The following is an 18,128-nucleotide window of genomic DNA, read 5'->3' on the forward strand; positions in this document are numbered from 1 at the left end:
TTCTTACTCAGCAGTGTTGGCGAGTCGGGCCTGATATTCAATGGTGTTAGGTGAAGCGCACCGGCCGCCATCGTCAACAGCCGGCCAGGCCTTATGGCACGGGCGGTTGCTCGACTTAAGAGTGGTCTGACCAATTTTGCAAATAGGGGCGGCGGATCTGCACGTGCGCCTTACTCGATCGACGCCAAAGGTGTAGGGGCGGCGTCATCGCCTAGCCCAATGTCGGCGCCGGTCAGCTCGTTTAACAGCCATTGCAGGGCCGGGCCGGGCGTACCCTTGCGCCAGGCCACCTTGGCATCGAAGGCGTGGTCATTGATTTTCAGTGCGATCAGCTCACCGCTGAGCAATTCGGCCTCAATTCGATGCTTGGGCAGAAAGCCCACGCCCAGCCCCGTTTTCTGGGCGGCAATCTTTTCCGCCATGCTCGATACCGTGATGACCTTGGTCTGGCGTGTCCAGCCGACGGTCATGGGAGCGAGCAGGAGGCTCGAATCGCGCACGACGATAACAGGGTACTCGTCGATCATGGCTTCGGTGACCGAGCAGGCATCGCCTGCCAAGGGATGGTCGCGATTGACGACAAACATCATGGTGACCGCGCCAAGCGTTCGACTGTCGAAGCCTTCCTGTTTCGGATCGCTATGATCGTTGGCGATTACCAGGTCGGCCTTGCGGTTTAACAGCGGCTCCCAGGTGCCCGATAGGGCCCCGGTAAGTAGATTGACCTTGATAAAGGGGTGAACCTGATTAAAGCGCTGTATTAGCGAAAATAGGGCAGAGCTGCTGTACAGCGTGTCGATGCTCAAGGTGATGACCGGTTCCCAACCATTGGCGATCTGTTGCGCGGAATAGGCCAGGTTTTCGATGTCCCGCAGGATCAACCGCCCTTCGACGAGCAGTAAATTACCGGCTGCGGTGAGCTTGGCCCGGTGGCCACTGCGGTCGAACAGTTTTAGCCCCAAATCCTGCTCCACCTTTTGGATCGTATAGGTTAGGGCCGAGGGCACCTTATGCAGTGCCTGTGCTGCGGCGGCAAAGCTGCCCCGCTGATCGATGGCGTCGAGCACCTTGAGTAGATCGAGGGTAATGGGATTGTGAGGCATAGCAGGCTGTTACTCGATGAGGTGACACACTATAGCCGCCGGCCGCGCTGTTATTCAAGTTTGATCGATTCGAGCCAGGGCGCAGCGGCCAATACCGTTCGGCATAAAAAAACCGGCCGAAGCCGGTTTCTTTAATTCTGGTCGCCTAAGTTAGGCTTGCAGAGCCTTAACGCTTGCATTTAAACGGCTCATCGTTCGGCCAGCTTTGGCCTTAGTGATGATCCCTTTACGCGCCATTCCGTCGAGGACGGGTTGCGCGGTTACCAGTGCTTTACTTGCGTCAGCGTAATTGCCTGTTTGAATTTGGGCTAAAACTTTCTTGACGTAAGTACGAACCATTGAACGCATGCTTGAATTACGAGCTCGGCGGACAACTGCCTGACGAGCGCGCTTTTTAGATCCAGCTGAGTTTGCCACAGAATGCTCCTTAAATTGGTAAACGGGTGTTGATAAATTTCGAGGGCGCGATTCTAGTGATTCGATTTATCCCTGTCAACGAAAAGCTTTACCGGGCAGGGTTTTTGGCGTCTTTTTTGGTACAGTAGCGGGCTCGATCCGGTGGGCGCGGGGGCTGCTCGGCGATCTTACTAGTTTGAAACGCTCAAAAGCGCTGGAAAATCGAGCCCGCGGCCTACGTGCCGCTTGCCGCTTACGGCGCCGTGCTTGTAAACTGCGCGGCTGTTTCATTGATTATGCAAGGACGGCCCTTGAGCCAGACTGCCCCCAGGTCAATCTTTACCAGTTCGCTGGTCGTATCCGCCGCTACCATGGCCTCCAGGGTCTTGGGTTTGGTACGTGATATGGTTTTTGCGGCCTATTTTGGCACCGGCGGCGCCCAGGATGCGTTTGTCGCGGCCTTTAAGATTCCCAATTTTTTGCGCCGCCTGTTTGCCGAAGGCGCCTTTAACCAAGCTTTTATACCCGTCTTGACCGAGGTTCGGCATGCTGAGGGTGATGCCAGTGTGCGCACCTTGGTCACAGCGGTGCAAATTCACTTGGCAGCACTGGTGGGTCTGGTGACGCTTATCGCCGTCCTAGCCTCGCCGATCTTGGCTTGGGTCTTTGCTCCCGGCTTTCATACCGATCCGGCCAAGCTTGGGCTGGTGGCGGACTTTCTTAAGCTGACCTTTCCCTATCTGTGGTTTATATCCTTGACGGCCCTAGCGTCCTCGGTCTTGAACTCCTATGGCCAGTTTGCCGCACCGGCCCTAACCCCTATTATTTTAAATCTATGCCTGATCGGTTCGGCGCTGTTCTTGGCGCCGCAGTTTGAGGTGGGCCAAACCGGCTTGGCCCTGGGTGTGCTGATCGCGGGCCTGCTGCAATGGCTGTTTCTCTGGCCGGCCCTGCTGAAGACCGGGGTTTGGTCGCCACTGAGCTGGACCACCACGCACCCCGGGGTTAAAAAAATCTTGATTTTAATGGTGCCGGCACTGTTTGGCGTGTCGGTCAGTCAGATCAATCTGCTGCTCGATACGGTTTTGGCCAGTTTTCTCGAGGACGGCTCGATCAGCTGGCTCTACTATTCGGATCGGCTGACCGAGCTGCCCCTCGGGGTCATTGGCATCGCTATTGCGACGGTGCTATTGCCGCGTTTGGCGACCTTGCACGCCGGTCGAGATGCGCTCCTGTTCGATCGCACCCTGGCCTGGGCGATCCGGCTGGTGTTGTTGATCGGCTTGCCGGCGATGGTGGCCCTGGTGCTGCTGCCGAGCGAGCTCTTGACGCTGCTGTTTCAATATAAAAATTTCTCCAGTCTCGATGTCGAACGCAGTGCCTTGAGTTTGGCCGCCTACGCCTTGGGCCTACCGGCCTTTATGTTGATCAAAATATTGGCACCGGCTTTCTTTGCCCGCCAAGACACCCGCACCCCGGTGCGTATCGGCATCCAGGCCATGGTCTGGAATATGGCTTTTAACCTAATGTTGATTCTGCCCCTGGCGCATGCCGGGCTGGCGCTGGCAACGTCAATGTCGGCCTGGCTCAATGCCGGGCTGCTCGCCTGGCATTTACGTCAGGAGGGTCGCTTCCCGCAATGGCCTATGCTCGGGCCGACCATCTTGCGCGCCCTGGTCGCCAGCGCCGTGATGGCCACGCTGCTCTGGGCGATGACCCGGTCGGCCGCGCTCACCATGCCAGATGATTTTCTTGGTCGGGCCGAAGTGGTCGCCCTGCTGGTGGTCGCCGGCCTGGTCAGCTATAGCCTGACGCTGTTGCTGGTCGGAGTGCGACCAAAGGACATTAAACATCCCTGATCGGGAGCGGGACAGTGCGATCCCTTTTCGGTATACTGCGCGGCCAATTTCGTCACGCTGGCCCGCCATGCGCATCTCTCGTTTGCCACTACAAGCCTTACCCGCTGCTGCCGTTACGATCGGCAGTTTTGACGGTGTGCATCTGGGCCATCAGCAAGTCATTACCCGGCTGATCGAGCAGGCGCGAGCGCGTAATCTGGTCTCGGTGGTGGTCACCTTCGAGCCGCAGCCGCGCGAGTTTTTGCGGCCCGGCGATGCCCCAGCCCGACTGACATCGCTGTCGGATAAGGCGCGCCGCTTAGCTGCTCTGGGTGTCGACCATCTGGTGGTATTGCCCTTTAATGCCTCGCTGCGCGGGCTCAGCGCTCAGGCCTTTGTCGAGCAAATTCTGATCGAGCGGCTTAATACCCAGTGGTTGCAGGTTGGTGACGATTTCCGCTTTGGCGCCGATCGGGCCGGGAATTTCGAGTTTTTGCAAGGTTTCGACTTTGAAGTCACCGATTTGGCCTCACAATGTGTCGACGGTCAGCGCATTAGCAGTACCCAGTTGCGCGAGCGAATTGGCCAGCATCAGCTACCCGCCGTGCAGGCCTTGTTGGGCGAGCCCTATACGCTAACCGGGCGGGTGATCTATGGCCGCCAATTGGGTCGTACCATTGGCGTGCCGACCGCCAACCTACTCTTGCCGCATCATCGCCTGGCCACCGACGGGGTTTTTGCCGTCAGCGCCGACATTGCCGGTCGAGTGTTACAGGGCGTGGGCAATCTGGGCACCAAACCGACGGTAGGCGACAGCCGATCTTGGCTGGAAGTACATTTTTTTGATTTTGACGGAGTCCTGTACGGACAACGTATTTCGGTGCAGCTGCATAAGCGGCTGCGCGGGACCCAAACATTTGCTAATCTTGACGCGCTGAAAATTCAGATACAACTTGATATGCAAGCCGCACACGCTTGGTTTGCGCAACTTACGGAAGTGAAACGTACCGATGACTGACTATAAAGCAACCTTGAACTTACCGCAGACGGATTTTCCGATGCGCGGTGATCTGGCCAAACGCGAACCTGTAATGCTGGCAAACTGGGAAACCAATGGCATTTACCAGCAGATTCGCGCGGCAAGCCTGGGTCGCCCTAAGTTTATTTTGCATGATGGTCCGCCTTATGCGAACGGACCCCTGCACATCGGTCATGCGGTCAATAAAATTCTCAAAGATATCATCGTTAAATCGAAGGGTTTTAACGGCTACGATGCACCCTATGTGCCCGGCTGGGACTGTCACGGTCTGCCCATCGAGCACAAGGTAGAAACGATGATCGGCCGGGCCGGCGACAAGGTCGACTTTAAGACCTTTCGCGCCAAATGCCGTGAATACGCGCACAGCCAAATCGATGTGCAGCGCGCCGGCTTTCAACGCATGGGTGTGTTCGGTAGCTGGGAACAACCTTACCTGACGATGAATTTCCAGACCGAGGCCGACATCATTCGCGCGCTCGGCAAGATTGCCGCGTCCGGTCACCTAGTGCGCGGCTTTAAGCCGGTCTACTGGAGCGTGGTGGGCGGTTCGGCCCTGGCCGAAGCCGAGGTGGAATACCACGATAAGGTCTCCTTCAATGTCGACGTCGCTTACGGCGCACGTGACGACAGCAAGGTCTTGGCCGCCATTGGCAGCAGCGCGGGCGAAGGTCCGGTCCAGGCGGTAATCTGGACGACCACACCCTGGACTCTGCCGTCCTCATTGGCCATCTCGGTCGGCGCGGAACTGGATTATGTTCTGGTGCAAAGCACGCATCAGGACCAACCGGTGCGCTTAATTGTCGCTGAGGCCCTGTTAGAAAGCTTTCTCGCGCGCACCGGCCTGGTTGAAAGCGCCATCTTGGCGCACTTCCCCGGCACGGTGTTGGAGCAGCAGGTCTTTACCCACCCGTTCTACGATCGCGATATTCCGGTTTTGTTGGGCGATCACGTTACGCTCGACGCCGGTACCGGTTGTGTCCATACCGCGCCCGATCACGGCGTGGAAGACTTCGTGGTCTGTGGCCGATACGGTATCGAGACGATCAATCCGCTCGATGACAAGGGCGTGTTTCGCGCCAATGTCGAACACTTTGCCGGTGAGCACGTTTACAAGGTCGATCCAAAGGTGATCGCTCTGGTTAAAGAACGCGGCCAACTGCTTAGTGAAGGTAAGTTAACGCACAGCTATGCTCATTGCTGGCGCACCAAGACGCCACTGATCTATCGTGCCACGCCACAATGGTTTATCAGCATGGACGCACAGGGTTTGCAAGAGCAGGCCATGAGCGCCATCAAGGGCGTCCGTTGGGTGCCGGCCTGGGGTCAGAACCGCATCGAGGCGATGGTCGGTCAGTCGCCTGACTGGTGTATCTCACGTCAGCGTACCTGGGGCACTCCGATCACCTTTGTGGTGCACAAAGAAACGGGCCTGTTGCACCCGCAATTACAAGAAATCATCGAAGCGGTCGCCTTGGCGGTCGAGCAGTCGGGTATGGATGCTTGGTACGACTTTGATCTCAGCTCGGTGATCGATGATGCCGATCAATATGAAAAAACCCAGGACACCTTAGATGTCTGGTTCGACTCCGGCGTGAGCCATTACTCGGTCCTGAGCAAGCGCGAAGAATTGGCACAATACCCGGCCGATATGTATCTGGAAGGCTCCGATCAACATCGGGGCTGGTTCCAATCGTCGTTGAAAACCGCCGTCGCGATGAACGGCAGCGCGCCCTACAAGCAGGTCTTGACGCACGGTTTTGTGGTCGATGAGAAGGGCTATAAGATGTCCAAGTCGTTGGGCAATGGCATGGAGCCGCAAGAGGTCTTTAACCAGTTTGGCGCTGATGTCTTGCGCCTCTGGGTGGCCTCGACCGACTATTCCGGTGATATGGCCTTCTCCAAAGCGATCTTAACGCGCACCTCAGATTCCTACCGGCGCATCCGTAATACCGCCCGCTTTCTGGTGTCGAATCTGAATGGCTTTGAACCGGCTCGAGACGCCTTGGGCGTCGACGACTTGCTGGCCTTGGATCGTTGGGCGATCGATCGAACGCTGAGTGTGCAGACCGAATTGGCGCACCTGTACGACAACTATCAATTTGTTCAGGTGGTGCAAAAAATTCACCATTTCTGTGCCTTGGATATGGGCGGATTCTACCTCGATATCATCAAGGATCGGCTCTACACCGCGCAGGAAAATTCCTTGGCCCGCCGTTCGGCGCAAACCGCTATGTACCATGTATTGCAAGCGATGGTGCGCTGGATTGCGCCCATCCTGAGCTTTACCGCCGATGAACTCTGGCCCTATATACCCGGTCAGGATAAGACCACCGTCTTTACCGAAACCTGGTACCCGGGTCTGAGCGCATTCGCCGCCGATGAAACGATGAATTCGGATTATTGGGCGATCGTACAGCAGGTTAAGGACGGCGTTAACGGCGTGCTCGAGCAAGCCCGCAATGAAGCCAAGGTCGGTGGCTCGCTAACCGCCGAGGTAACGCTCTACTGTGATGCCGAGCTGCATGCGACGCTGCTGCAGCTAGGTGATGAACTGCGCTTTGTGACCCTCACCAGTGCTGCCACCTTGGCCGATCTGGCGACAACACCGAGCGATGCGATGCCGACTGAATTGACGGGCCTGAAAGTCTCGGTGGTCAAGTCGACCCTGACCAAATGCGGGCGTTGTTGGCACCAGACCGAGGATGTCGGCCATCATGCCGCGCACCCAGAGTTATGCGGCCGGTGCGTCGAGAATGTCAGCGCTGCTGGCGAGCAACGCCACTTCGCCTAAGCCGAGCTCACGTTCTGCGTGCGGCGCAGAGCGTGTTACAAATCCCCGTGGCGATGCCGTGATGGCAGCGCCACCCTTAGAGGCTGTTTCTATGTCAAAAATTCATGAGAACTCCAAGGTCACGCTACATTTTACCTTGCGACTGGTCGATGGCCAGGTCGTCGACAGTACCCCCGAGCAGCAACCGGCTACCCTGACCATTGGCGACGGTAATCTGCCGATCGGCTTTGAACGCCATCTGCTCGGTCTGGAAACCGGTGATCGGCGCACCGTTCGAGTGGGCACGGAAGACGCGTTCGGGCAGCTCAATCCGTCCAATGTACAGACTTACAAAAAAGATCAATTTGCCGAATCCGGTGAATTGAGTCTGGGGACGGTCATTGCCTTTAAAGATGCTGCCGGTGCCGAGTTGCCCGGGGTGATCGCCGATATTCAGGACGAATCGATCGTCGTCGATTTCAATCATCCGCTGGCCGGCAAGGAACTCGACTTCGAAGTTGAAATTGTTGCCGTCGGAGTCGCCGACGATGGACATTAAGCTCGCCAATCCACGCGGCTTTTGCGCCGGCGTGGATCGCGCTATCGATATCGTCAATCGTGCCTTGGAAGTGCATGGCGCACCGCTTTATGTCCGCCATGAAGTGGTGCACAACAAGTTTGTGGTTGAAGACCTTAAACAGCGCGGGGCGATCTTTGTCGATGAACTCGACGAGGTACCGGACGACAACTGGGTAATCTTTTCCGCCCACGGCGTCTCGCAAGCCGTTCGACTGGAAGCGGCCGAACGCGGGCTGCGCGTTTATGACGCGACCTGTCCGCTGGTGACCAAGGTGCATTTGGAAGTCACCAGCTTCGCCGCCCAGGGTATGGAGTGCATTCTGATCGGTCATCGTGGCCACCCTGAAGTCGAGGGTACCATGGGGCAATATCAGCGCCAGCAGGGCGGCGGTATTTACCTGGTCGAGAACGAACAGGATGTCGCCGAGCTGCAGGTCCAGAATCCGGCATTGCTGGCCTATGTGACGCAGACCACCCTTTCGATGGACGACACCGCGCAGATTATCGATGCCTTACGGGCCAAATTTCAGCATATTCAGGGCCCGCGCAAGGACGACATTTGTTACGCCACGCAAAATCGCCAGGATGCCGTCAAGACCCTATCGGCCGAGTGTTCGGTAGTGATCGTGGTCGGCTCGCCGAACTCATCGAACAGCAATAGACTGCGCGAGTTGGCCGAACGGATGGGCTGTACCGCCTATCTGGTCGACAGCGTTGAGCAGCTCGACCCGACCTGGTTCGACGGCTGTGAGCGCATCGGCGTGACCGCCGGCGCCTCCGCACCGGAAATACTGGTCAAGCAGGTGGTTGAGGGTCTGCAACAGCTCGGCGCCAACGCGGCCATCGAGTTGGCTGGCGTGAAAGAAAACATTACCTTCTCCATTCCCAAAGAGTTACGCCTGACGCCCGCCGACTAAAAGCGGAACCGGTCAACAAAACCCCGTCCCAGCGCACCGCCTATCGCAGCACAGTGACCGTTTATCAGACCGGTCACTAGCGCTGCCATACTCCGCTCTACACTGATAGTCAGTCCTATTAGTGAGACGCCCATGACCCTGACACAACCGACCCAGAAACAACCGGCCCAGAGACAACCGACCCATCGACAGATCGAGCGGCGCAGAAAGCTGCAAGGCTTTACCTTGCTAGAGCTGATGGTCACCGTGATTATTCTGGGCATCATCACCGCCTTCGCCGCGCCGTCATTTAACAATCTGCTGCGCGACACCCGTATCGACGCTAATACCAGCAAGGTCCGCAGTGCGCTGACCTATGCCCGGTCAGAAGCGGTCAACCTCAGTTCCACCGTCACGGTCTGCTCCAGTACCGATTACCAAAGCTGCGATGGCGACGAGAATTGGGCCAGCGGCTGGATTGTCTTTCTCGATCTGAATGGGGATGGGGATTTCGACGACGACAGCGATGCCAATCCGTGCGAAACCAATATTGACGATTGTGTTTTGCGCGTCTGGGATCCGCTCGCCAGTGGTGCGAGCCTGATCGAAACGAACGACGCAGACTCGGTCACCTTCAGTGAGCAGGGCGCGGTCGTCGCCGCCACGGCCTTTAGTTTGGACTTGACCATGCCGGACTGTGCGCTGGGTGATCGACGCACCCTAAGCCTTAACGCCATCGGACGGCTGCAAGTCAGCACCGGAGACTGCCCATGAACCGTTTTGCCTCTGCACTGCCCATGCCATTTGCTCGAGCTCCCCGGGCCCAAGCTGGCGCGACCATGATCGAAGTGCTGGTCGCGATCCTTATTTTCTCCATCGGTTTGCTCGGTGTTGCCAGCACGCAAACGGTCGGCCTGAGCAATACTCAGAGCGCGCTGCACCGATCCTATGCCGCGCAACTGTCCTATGAGCTGGTCGATATTATTCGGGCCAATCCGATCGAGGCGCGTAATACGGCGAGTATTTTTGCCAGTTACGATACGGAGGTTAGCGCTAGTGTGCCGACCACGGTAGCAAACTGCCTGCAGGTCTCAGGCAGTTGCAGTACCGATGAGATGGCCAAGACTGCTTTGGCACAGTGGACCGCTCGTTTGCAGTCCGCGCTGCCCGAGGGCGAGGCCGAACTGAGTTTGAGCGGAGATATTTTTGAACTGCGTATTCGCTGGGCCGACTACCGCAACGACCAGATTCAGCAGGCGCTCAATGACGCCGACGCCGATATTGCCAGCAAAGATATCGATAAGATCGCCGATCGCATTACGGAATTTCGCATATGAACCGATCACCGCAGCAAGGCCTAAGTCTGGTAGAACTGATGGTGGCCGTCGTCTTAGCCAGCTTTATTATTACCGGCATTGTTCAGGTCGTGTTGTCGAACCGACAGGCCTTTAACCTCACCGAGTCGATGGTGCGGGTGCAGGAAAGTGGGCGCTTTACGCTCAATTTCATCGCCGATGATTTGCGCCAAAGCGGCAACTATGGCTGTACGCCGACCTTCGATGCGATCAGTCAAAATATCCAGTCCTTTACCGCCAACATGCCGGACATCAACGCCATTCAGACCACCGCACCAGCGGCCTTTGGCAACAGCGCCGATGGTGCCGACGGCGGGGCAAGCGCGTTCGATGCCCCCGATACCTTGGCCCTACTCAAGCTTAATCAAAATAGCGCGACCATCACCGCAGGGGTCTTGTCACCGAGCACATTGGGCATATCCAATGAGGGCAGCTTTGCCACGGGCGATTATGTCTTGGTCAGCAACTGCGAGGTGGCCGATCTGATTCGACTCGGCTCGGGCACCTCTAATATTCAGATGGTCGATGCCACCGGTGGGTTGCGCTACAGCTTTTTCGTGATGCAAAACAAGCGCTCAACCATCAACGAAATTGAGCATCGAATCTTTACCGTCAACGCCAACAGTGAGCTGGAGTTGGCGGTGAATGGCGCGCGTCAAGTCCTACTCGGGAGTGTGGAAAATATTCAATATAAGTATGGCGTCGATTCGGATGGGGATTTGGTGCCGGACTATTTTGCCAACATCCGTGATGTCCCGGTGGCCAGTATCGATGACATAGTCGCCGTCAAGGTCAGCGTGCTGACCGTGTCGGGTAGCCAAGCCGAAGGCGATATCGAGGGGGTGACCAGTTCGCCGCAGACCCTAACCTTCAATGACAAAACCCTAACCATGGCCGATCGACGACTGCGCAAGGTGTTTGAAACCACCGTTATTCTGCGCAATAGGATGAACTGATATGAATGCTAAAGTTTTGGTCCAGCGCCAGGATGCTAAGCCCATCGCGGCAAAGCAGGATGGCGCGGTGTTAATTATCGCCTTGGTGATGCTCCTTATTTTAACCTTGCTTGGGGTCTCGGTCATGGAGTCGTCGGTGGTAGAAGAGCGGATGGCCGGTAACAATCTCGATCGCAACATCGCCTTTCAGACGGCTGAAGCTTCCTTGCGCGCCGGCGAAGCCTTTGTTGCTGGCCTGGGCAATCGACCGGAACCGATCGATGGTGCCAGCTCCGGCTCGGTATCGATTCTGGGTAAGGTGCCGCCCGGTACGCCCAACTGGTGGACCAAGAGTGAGGCTTGGTGGGATGACAATGGCACCGAGTACAACGAGGAATTCGCAGGCACCCGAAAAAAACCGCGCTATGTTATCGAAGAATACGATCAGGTATGTGACGGGGCGGTGGATCCAACGGTTCGGCAATGCAAAATTATTTATCGGGTCACCGCCATCGCCTGGGGTGAACGGAACTCCACCGTACTATTGCAGTCTCTGTATGCGAGAAGGTACTAATGATGAAAAAAATTAACACCAATGTCACCCAGCTACGCCCGCAAAATTTGGGTTTTTTAGTGGTCATGTCGCTTGCCGGTGGCCTAAGTTCGGCCGCCAATCTAAGCTTGGCCGACGCGCCCCTTTTCCTGGCCAGCGGTGTCCAGCCCAACATCTATTTCATCGTCGATGATTCCGGTTCGATGGATTGGGAAACCCTCTACACCAAGGAGGCGACTGCTAACTTTGGTATGACCTCCAATGCGAATGGATCAAGCACGGTCGATGTTAGCCCGACCATTCAGACCAATGGCACCAGCAACCCCGATCGGAAAGAAATTCTAAACTCCTGTGTCGGCGTCAATGCGCTGCACTATAACCCGACAAAAACCTATACGCCCTGGGTGGGCAAGGACTCCAGTAACAATACCTATAAGGATCAGTCTGTTACCGCAGCAAAAAAATCGCCCTATAACGGCAGCGGCACAACCGATCTGACCGATGAGGATGGCAATGATGATCGGTCCGGCTATTTCCCTTGGTACGATCTAGATGGCGACAATGTTCTCGATGAATATGTCGATGGCAATGGTAATAAGTCGCGCGATGTTCTGGTCGATCGCAATGGTAACGGCACCTTTGACGGCTGGGTCACTATTAAGGATTCGAAAGGCAAGGACATCTCGGTATTTGAAAGTGAATTGGAATGCCCGGATGCCACGGTGATCCGCGCGGCCCTGGGTAGCAACGCCAAGACCAAGGACTTCCTTAATCGCTGGTTAATAGCGGTGGAGGATATGGACGCCGTTGAGAAGACAAACTTTGCCAACTGGTACTCCTATTATCGCAAGCGCAAGTGGGTGGCTAAGCGCGCCCTATCGACCATTATCGATGAGTCTACAGCACGCATGGGCATAACCACTATATGGAATAGAATTACCGAGAAGGTGGTTAATGTCGACAATATCTCGACGCCCTATAACAGCACAGCCAACGACAATAAAAACGACCTGATGGAGAGCATGTTCAAAATAGGTGCGAGTAATGGTACACCGCTTCGGTCAGCCTTGAAGTCAGCCGGGGAGTATTTTCGGGAAGCGCCCGGTTCCGGTCCGATCTTGAAAGCAGATGATGGCGGGTCATGCCAGCAAAACTTTGCCATTCTGATGACCGATGGAGTCTGGAACGGTAACAGTCCAGAGGTTGGTAATCAGGACGCCAATACGGCCTCGCCGTTCGACGGTGGCCTCTATGCGGATGCCTATTCAAACACCCTGGCCGATGTGGCGATGAAATACTACAAGACCGATTTGCAGTCATCATTGGCCGATAAAGTGCCGACCAATGATGCCGATACCAATACCGTTCAGCATCTGGTGACCTACACCGTGGCCTTCGGCGTATCCGGTACTCTGCCGGACGGATTGAAGCCCAGTGCGGACCCTGACGACAACTGGCCCGGCTGGCCTCAAGCCGCCTCGGGTTCAGACGAAACCATCGATGATCTGCGCCACGCAGCCTATAACGGCCGCGGACAGTTCCTCAATGCCGGCGATCCTCAAGAACTGATCGAATCGTTGAATGGGGCGGTGCAGGATATTCAAGGACGTGACGCCTCGGCCTCGGCGGTCAGCGTCAACACCGGTTCCATTTCGTCATCGACCATGTTGTTTCAGGCGGAATTTAACAGTCAGAAGTGGACCGGTAAGATCAATGGTATTCCGGTGAAGTTAGATGGTTCCTTGGATTTAGCCAATAAAGAATCGGCCTCAAAAGTGCCGTTACACGGCGACCGCACGATCATCAGTTATGATGGCAGCAGTGGCATCCCATTTCAGTGGGTCGACCTAACCAGTGCGCAAAAGGCGCTGCTCGGTTCCCAAGAAATATTGGACTATACCCGGGGCGATCGCAGCAAAGAGGTCGCCAAAAATGGCACCTATCGTGACCGAACGTTAATCGCTCCATCACTCGGCCCCCTGGGTGACATTATTAACTCAGCACCCGCCTATGTCGGCAACCCGGAATTCCTCTACCCGGATTGGTTGGAGCCTAATAATAAATACAGTACTTTCCGTCGTAATCCGGACGGGGACGGCGTTACTAAAAAGATCGGATCCTTGGAGTTGTATCGCACTCCCATGCTCTATGTCGGTTCTAACGATGGCATGTTACATGCGTTTAATGTCGATCCAGCTATCACAGGCACGGCAAACTTTGGTCTGGAAGTCTTTGCCTATGTGCCGACCCAGGCGATGAAAAAGTTACCCGATATTGCCAATAAAAACTACAAACACGCCTATTCGGTGGATGGCTCACCCGAAGTGGCGGATGCCTACTTTAATGACCGTTGGCACACCGTGCTGACCAGTGGCATGAACGGCGGTGGCCAGGGGATCTTTGCCTTAGATGTCTCTAACCCCAATGCCTATAACACTGAGGCGGCTGCAGCCGCGACGGTACTGTGGGAATTCACCGATGCCGATGACGCCGACCTGGGCTATACCTTTGGTAAGCCGACGATCGCAAAAGCCAATAATGGCAAATGGGTTGCGATCTTCGGCAACGGTTATAACAACACCGTGGCCGACGGCCAGGTTGGTAGTGGCAGCGCGCTAATCTATATAGTCGATCTGGAAACCGGCGCTCTGCTGCAGAAAATCGATACCCAGATGAACGCCCTAGCGACCCCGAACGGTATGTCGACCCCAACCACCGTGGATCTCGACGGAGACTATCTAGCCGATGCGGTCTACGCCGGTGACTTGGAGGGCAATATGTGGAAGTTTGATATATCCAGTGCCAACCCGGCGCAGTGGGGTGTCGCATACAAAACCGGTAGCACTCCCACGCCGCTCTATACCGCCTGTGCGACCGTGGTGTGCAGTACCACCAATCGTCAACCCATTAGCGTGAAGCCGCAGATCGGCTTCAACAAAGGCGCCACCGGCTTACTTATTTACTTTGGCACCGGCACCTATTTTTTACAGAATGATAACCAGAATAACGGACTGCAGTCGTTCTATGCCATCTGGGATAAGGGCCTTGCCACGCTAACCGCTTTTAACAAGTTTCATCTGTTGCAGCAGAATATTATCGAGGAAGTGGCGGTGCCGACGGAAAATTTAGACAGTAATGGCGCCGCCATTATTTCCTACCAACGGGCCACGTCGAACTTCCCGATCAACTGGCATAGCGCAGCCGGTCTGCCCGTTGACGGCAGCGATGCCGACCTGTTGGTCGACTCTCATCTGGGCTGGTATATGGACCTAGTGAACACCGAGGGGGGCAATACCGATGGCAAGGGTGAACGCTCGGTCAGCAATCCAATGCTAAGAGATGGCAGCATTATTTTCGTTACCGCCATTCCCGATCAGGATCCCTGTTCCTATGGTGGTAGCAGCTGGTATATGGAGCTTAATGCGGTCACTGGCGCTCGTCCCGAAACAGCCATTATCGATATCGATGGCGATGGCGATATTGACGAGGACGACTATATTGATACCATCGCGAAAAACCAGGTGGCCAGTTCCGGGGCCCGCTCTGCGTCCTTGGCGACCTCACCCATCTGCATTACCTTGCCCAACGGCGTTGAGACCTGCAAATCGAATACGTCCGATGCCAGCATACTGGAGGTCGAGCGCGACGCGGGCGTCCTGCTGGGTCGTTGGATGTGGCGTGAACTTAGAGTCGGTCAATAGGGGAATAAACATGCTTAAACTCATTCAAATAATGGTACTGATGAGCTGCTTGATGCTGCCGTTTTTAGGTCATGCAGCTGAGCCGCAGATGGAACAGTTCGTCGAGCAGGTCTGGGGTGTTGATACGGCCCAGGCGCGCGTGCAAATCGGCGACCAATCCTTCACCTACACCAACTTCACCATCGTGCAGGATTATCGCGCCGAGCCAGATCAACGCTTGCCGCTCAATGCCGCGCGCCGAGGTACCTGGGTGCTAGTGGACGCTTACTACTCGGTTGACCTGAAACGCTATATTGTTCAGCGCCTGCAGCTTTTACCCTCGACCGCGGTAGCAAAAAAATTACTCGAGAAGCTCAACGACGAGTAGCGAGCTGATGACGAACTTACTGGGCGCGCGTGAAAAAAAATCACCAGAGTGGGAGCTCCTATGAAACAACAGACTGCAGGCTTTACCCTAATGGAACTGATGATATCGGTAGCCATCATCGGAATTTTAGCGGCCTTTGCTTTTCCGCGTTACATGCAATTTGTCGACAACGCCCATCGCAACGATGCCCAAGCGGCATTGATTTCTTTGGCAGCCCATTTGGAACGGCGCTTCACGGAAAATAACAGCTATTGCGACAGCGGTAGTGTGGTGGAGACCGATTGTGGCGCGGCGGCAAGCGGTGATAAAGGCAAACCTACCTTCTTTGCCCAAACGGTACCATTGGACGGTGGGACGCCAATCTATAACTTAACCATTGAATCGGTATCGGCAACGACCTTTGAAGTGCGCGCGGTTCGGGTCGCCGGCCAGCGCATGGCAAACGACGACTGTGGCGATTTCACCTACACCCAAACCGGCCGCAAAGATCAGGTGAACGAGACTGAAACCTGCTGGTAGACTCAGACCTTAACGGTCACAGCGTGCCACCTGCCAGCGCTGGTGGCTGAAACGCATGGGCTGCTGCTGGTCATTGCGCCGGCTATGAAGTTTGGCGCGGCCTAAAATATTAATCGTCATATGGTAGGCCGTTTTATCGAGCTCGCCCAATGGGCATAGGGTGAACCCGCTGGCCATACCGAGATAGGTATTGTCGCCGCGGATATCGCCAAACCGGAAGTAGGGCTGGCCCAGATTGTAGTAACCGAAGCGGGTCTCCGCCTTGGGCAATAGGACCCGCAGTATTTTCTCATCAGGGTCTAATTTTTTATTACGGTTCGAGTCGGTGAACAGGGCCCATTCCTGATGCATATCGTCGGCGCAGCGATTCGCTTGCAATGGGCAGAGGGTGACCAACGAATTTTCCAATGCGGCAGAGGCCCTAGCAAAGCTAAAAAGTTGTAGCCAACGTTTTTTTTCTTGATAGGCGCTATAGGATTGGCTCAGCTCTGTGAGTCTGGGTAGGGAGGTACCGGTGACAATCATCACCACGGCAATGACCACCACAAGTTCTATTAGGGTAAAGCCGGTGCGCTGCATTTGCGGTCCCTGCAAATTCAATGTTGCGCTACTGTAACGAAGGTTTATTGAGCCGGTAAAGCAAGGCAGTGCAAGTATAGCTTGGTTAGCCAATCGGGTTAGCAGGGCTATTCCAAGCCGAGTTTTTTCAGTCGATACCGCAATGCTCTAAAGGTAATGCCTAAGCGCTTTGCCGCCGCGGTGCGGTTCCATCGGGTTGCTTCCAAGGCCTGCTCGACGACATTGCGTTCTATATCCATAAGGTAGTCTTCCAGCGACACGCCGTCCGCTCGAGCCGCCAATGCCGCAGGCTCATTAGGCGATGGCTCGGCATTATAACGGCTGTTCAAATTTAGATCGGCGGCGCCGATGGTGTCGTCCTCACACAGAGCAAAAGCCCGTTCGAGGATGTTTTCCAGCTCGCGAACATTGCCGGGGAAGCTATACAGATGGAGTTCTTTTTTCGCCTCAGCGGTTAGCCGGGCCATCGGCAGTTCATAGTTGCCGGCAATACGCTGGAGTATTTGTTGACTCAACAAGGGGATGTCATCGGTACGTTCACGCAGCGCCGGAATCGTTAAGGCAATCACATTGATGCGATAAAACAAATCCTGGCGAAACTCGCCTGCTTCGACCATGGCGTCGAGATTTTTGTGCGTTGCACTGAGAATTCGGACATCGACATCGAGCTCATTTTGAGTGCCGATTGGCCGAATTTTTTTCTCCTGTATCGCCCGTAACAGTTTGACCTGCATGGCCAATGGCAAATCGGCGACCTCATCGAGAAATAGGGTGCCAGCTTGGGCGGCTTGAAAAAATCCCTGCTTATCTTCCGTTGCCCCGGTAAAGGCCCCCCGCTTGTGACCGAAAAATTCACTCTCCATTAATTCAGAGGGGATCGCACCGCAGTTCACCGCGATAAAGGGTCCCAGCGCACGCGGACCGAGGGTATGAATCTGACGCGCGGCCAGCTCCTTGCCCGATCCGGACTCACCCTGAATAAAGACCGGCGCTTGACTGACCGCCAGTTTGCGAATTTTTTTCTGTAGCAGTTGCATGGCCGCGGATTGGCCCATGTCTAGGGCTTTGGCATGCATACCGGTGTCGAGTTGATGGCCCGTCGGAGGCTTTACCTTCAGTGCCTGGGTGATGAGGTTGCGCAGTTTATTGACATCGAGTGGTTTGGACACGAAATCAAAGGCCCCGGATTTCAGTGACTCGATGGCCAGATCCATATTGCCGTGCGCGGTAATGACCGCTATCGGGGTGTCGGGTTTGGTCTCGGCAACGTAACGCACTATATCCAGGCCATTGCCATCGGGCAGGCGCATATCGGTGAGGATTAAATCCACCTCCTGTTGTTTGATGGCCATAATGGCCGACGAGACATCGACCGCGCTGCAGCTTGCGATACCCATGCGCATTAGGGTGATTTCGAGCAACTCGCGGATATCCGGTTCATCGTCGATAATTAACACACATTGGGCGGTTGGCATAGGGCGCAAATCCTTTTCTACAG

At 55.5% G+C, this 18,128-nt stretch carries 16 protein-coding genes; 12 read left to right on the forward strand and 4 right to left on the reverse strand.

Annotated features, from left to right (window positions below; all coding sequences use genetic code 11):
- Nucleotides 1–170: 170 nt before the first annotated feature.
- Together AC4FIC_RS04475 and rpsT are read right to left on the reverse strand one after the other, a co-directional pair.
- Nucleotides 171–1,103: a LysR substrate-binding domain-containing protein gene (locus AC4FIC_RS04475; protein ID WP_273285986.1), complete on the reverse strand. Its 933-nt coding sequence runs from the start codon at nucleotides 1,101–1,103 to the stop codon at nucleotides 171–173.
- A 150-nt stretch (nucleotides 1,104–1,253) separates the two neighbouring features.
- Nucleotides 1,254–1,520 carry a 30S ribosomal protein S20 gene (gene rpsT / locus AC4FIC_RS04480; RefSeq protein ID WP_100255976.1) on the reverse strand — a complete coding sequence of 89 codons (267 nt, stop codon included), beginning with the start codon at nucleotides 1,518–1,520 and terminating at the stop codon, nucleotides 1,254–1,256.
- Nucleotides 1,521–1,810: 290 nt separating this feature from the next.
- On the opposite strand from rpsT, the gene murJ reads away from it, so the two are divergent.
- From murJ to AC4FIC_RS04540, 12 genes are all read left to right on the forward strand, one after another.
- Nucleotides 1,811–3,358 (forward strand): murein biosynthesis integral membrane protein MurJ, encoded by a 1,548-nt coding sequence (gene murJ / locus AC4FIC_RS04485; RefSeq protein ID WP_227003738.1) that lies wholly within the window; start codon nucleotides 1,811–1,813, stop codon nucleotides 3,356–3,358.
- Nucleotides 3,359–3,425: 67 nt separating this feature from the next.
- Nucleotides 3,426–4,355, forward strand: coding sequence for a bifunctional riboflavin kinase/FAD synthetase (ribF, locus tag AC4FIC_RS04490; RefSeq protein ID WP_100255978.1), 930 nt, complete (start codon nucleotides 3,426–3,428; stop codon nucleotides 4,353–4,355).
- Entirely contained in the window at nucleotides 4,348–7,167 is a 2,820-nt protein-coding gene (ileS, locus tag AC4FIC_RS04495) for an isoleucine--tRNA ligase (RefSeq protein WP_273285987.1), read from the forward strand. Before ribF ends, ileS begins: the two co-directional genes overlap by 8 nt.
- Before the next feature lie 91 nt (nucleotides 7,168–7,258).
- Nucleotides 7,259–7,705 (forward strand): FKBP-type peptidyl-prolyl cis-trans isomerase, encoded by a 447-nt coding sequence (fkpB, locus tag AC4FIC_RS04500; protein ID WP_100255980.1) that lies wholly within the window; start codon nucleotides 7,259–7,261, stop codon nucleotides 7,703–7,705.
- Nucleotides 7,695–8,642: a 4-hydroxy-3-methylbut-2-enyl diphosphate reductase gene (gene ispH / locus AC4FIC_RS04505; protein WP_287420869.1), complete on the forward strand. Its 948-nt coding sequence runs from the start codon at nucleotides 7,695–7,697 to the stop codon at nucleotides 8,640–8,642. The genes fkpB and ispH overlap by 11 nt, the downstream gene beginning before the upstream one ends.
- A gap of 132 nt (nucleotides 8,643–8,774) precedes the next feature.
- Nucleotides 8,775–9,395, forward strand: a complete 621-nt coding sequence (locus tag AC4FIC_RS04510) for a GspH/FimT family pseudopilin (RefSeq protein ID WP_273285989.1) — start codon at nucleotides 8,775–8,777, stop codon at nucleotides 9,393–9,395.
- Entirely contained in the window at nucleotides 9,392–9,958 is a 567-nt protein-coding gene (gene pilV / locus AC4FIC_RS04515; RefSeq protein WP_100255983.1) for a type IV pilus modification protein PilV, read from the forward strand. Before AC4FIC_RS04510 ends, pilV begins: the two co-directional genes overlap by 4 nt.
- Nucleotides 9,955–10,932 (forward strand): PilW family protein, encoded by a 978-nt coding sequence (locus tag AC4FIC_RS04520; RefSeq protein ID WP_100255984.1) that lies wholly within the window; start codon nucleotides 9,955–9,957, stop codon nucleotides 10,930–10,932. Before pilV ends, AC4FIC_RS04520 begins: the two co-directional genes overlap by 4 nt.
- Nucleotide 10,933: 1 nt before the next feature.
- A complete protein-coding gene (locus AC4FIC_RS04525) occupies nucleotides 10,934–11,485 on the forward strand; it encodes a pilus assembly PilX family protein (protein WP_100255985.1) in 552 nt (183 codons plus the stop codon).
- On the forward strand, nucleotides 11,485–15,165 hold the full coding sequence (locus AC4FIC_RS04530; RefSeq protein ID WP_476194798.1) for a pilus assembly protein: 3,681 nt from the start codon (nucleotides 11,485–11,487) through the stop codon (nucleotides 15,163–15,165). Before AC4FIC_RS04525 ends, AC4FIC_RS04530 begins: the two co-directional genes overlap by 1 nt.
- A gap of 10 nt (nucleotides 15,166–15,175) precedes the next feature.
- Complete coding sequence (locus tag AC4FIC_RS04535) at nucleotides 15,176–15,532, forward strand: hypothetical protein (protein WP_100255987.1); 357 nt, start codon at nucleotides 15,176–15,178, stop codon at nucleotides 15,530–15,532.
- A 60-nt stretch (nucleotides 15,533–15,592) separates the two neighbouring features.
- Nucleotides 15,593–16,051, forward strand: coding sequence for a type IV pilin protein (locus AC4FIC_RS04540; RefSeq protein WP_100255988.1), 459 nt, complete (start codon nucleotides 15,593–15,595; stop codon nucleotides 16,049–16,051).
- A 9-nt stretch (nucleotides 16,052–16,060) separates the two neighbouring features.
- On the opposite strand, the gene AC4FIC_RS04545 is transcribed toward AC4FIC_RS04540, so the two are convergent.
- Entirely contained in the window at nucleotides 16,061–16,651 is a 591-nt protein-coding gene (locus AC4FIC_RS04545; RefSeq protein ID WP_287419567.1) for a GspH/FimT family protein, read from the reverse strand.
- Nucleotides 16,652–16,737: 86 nt separating this feature from the next.
- Nucleotides 16,738–18,105 (reverse strand): sigma-54-dependent transcriptional regulator, encoded by a 1,368-nt coding sequence (locus AC4FIC_RS04550; RefSeq protein ID WP_100255990.1) that lies wholly within the window; start codon nucleotides 18,103–18,105, stop codon nucleotides 16,738–16,740.
- Between the last annotated feature and the right edge of the window lie 23 nt (nucleotides 18,106–18,128).

The organism is Reinekea sp. (genome assembly GCF_982785585.1).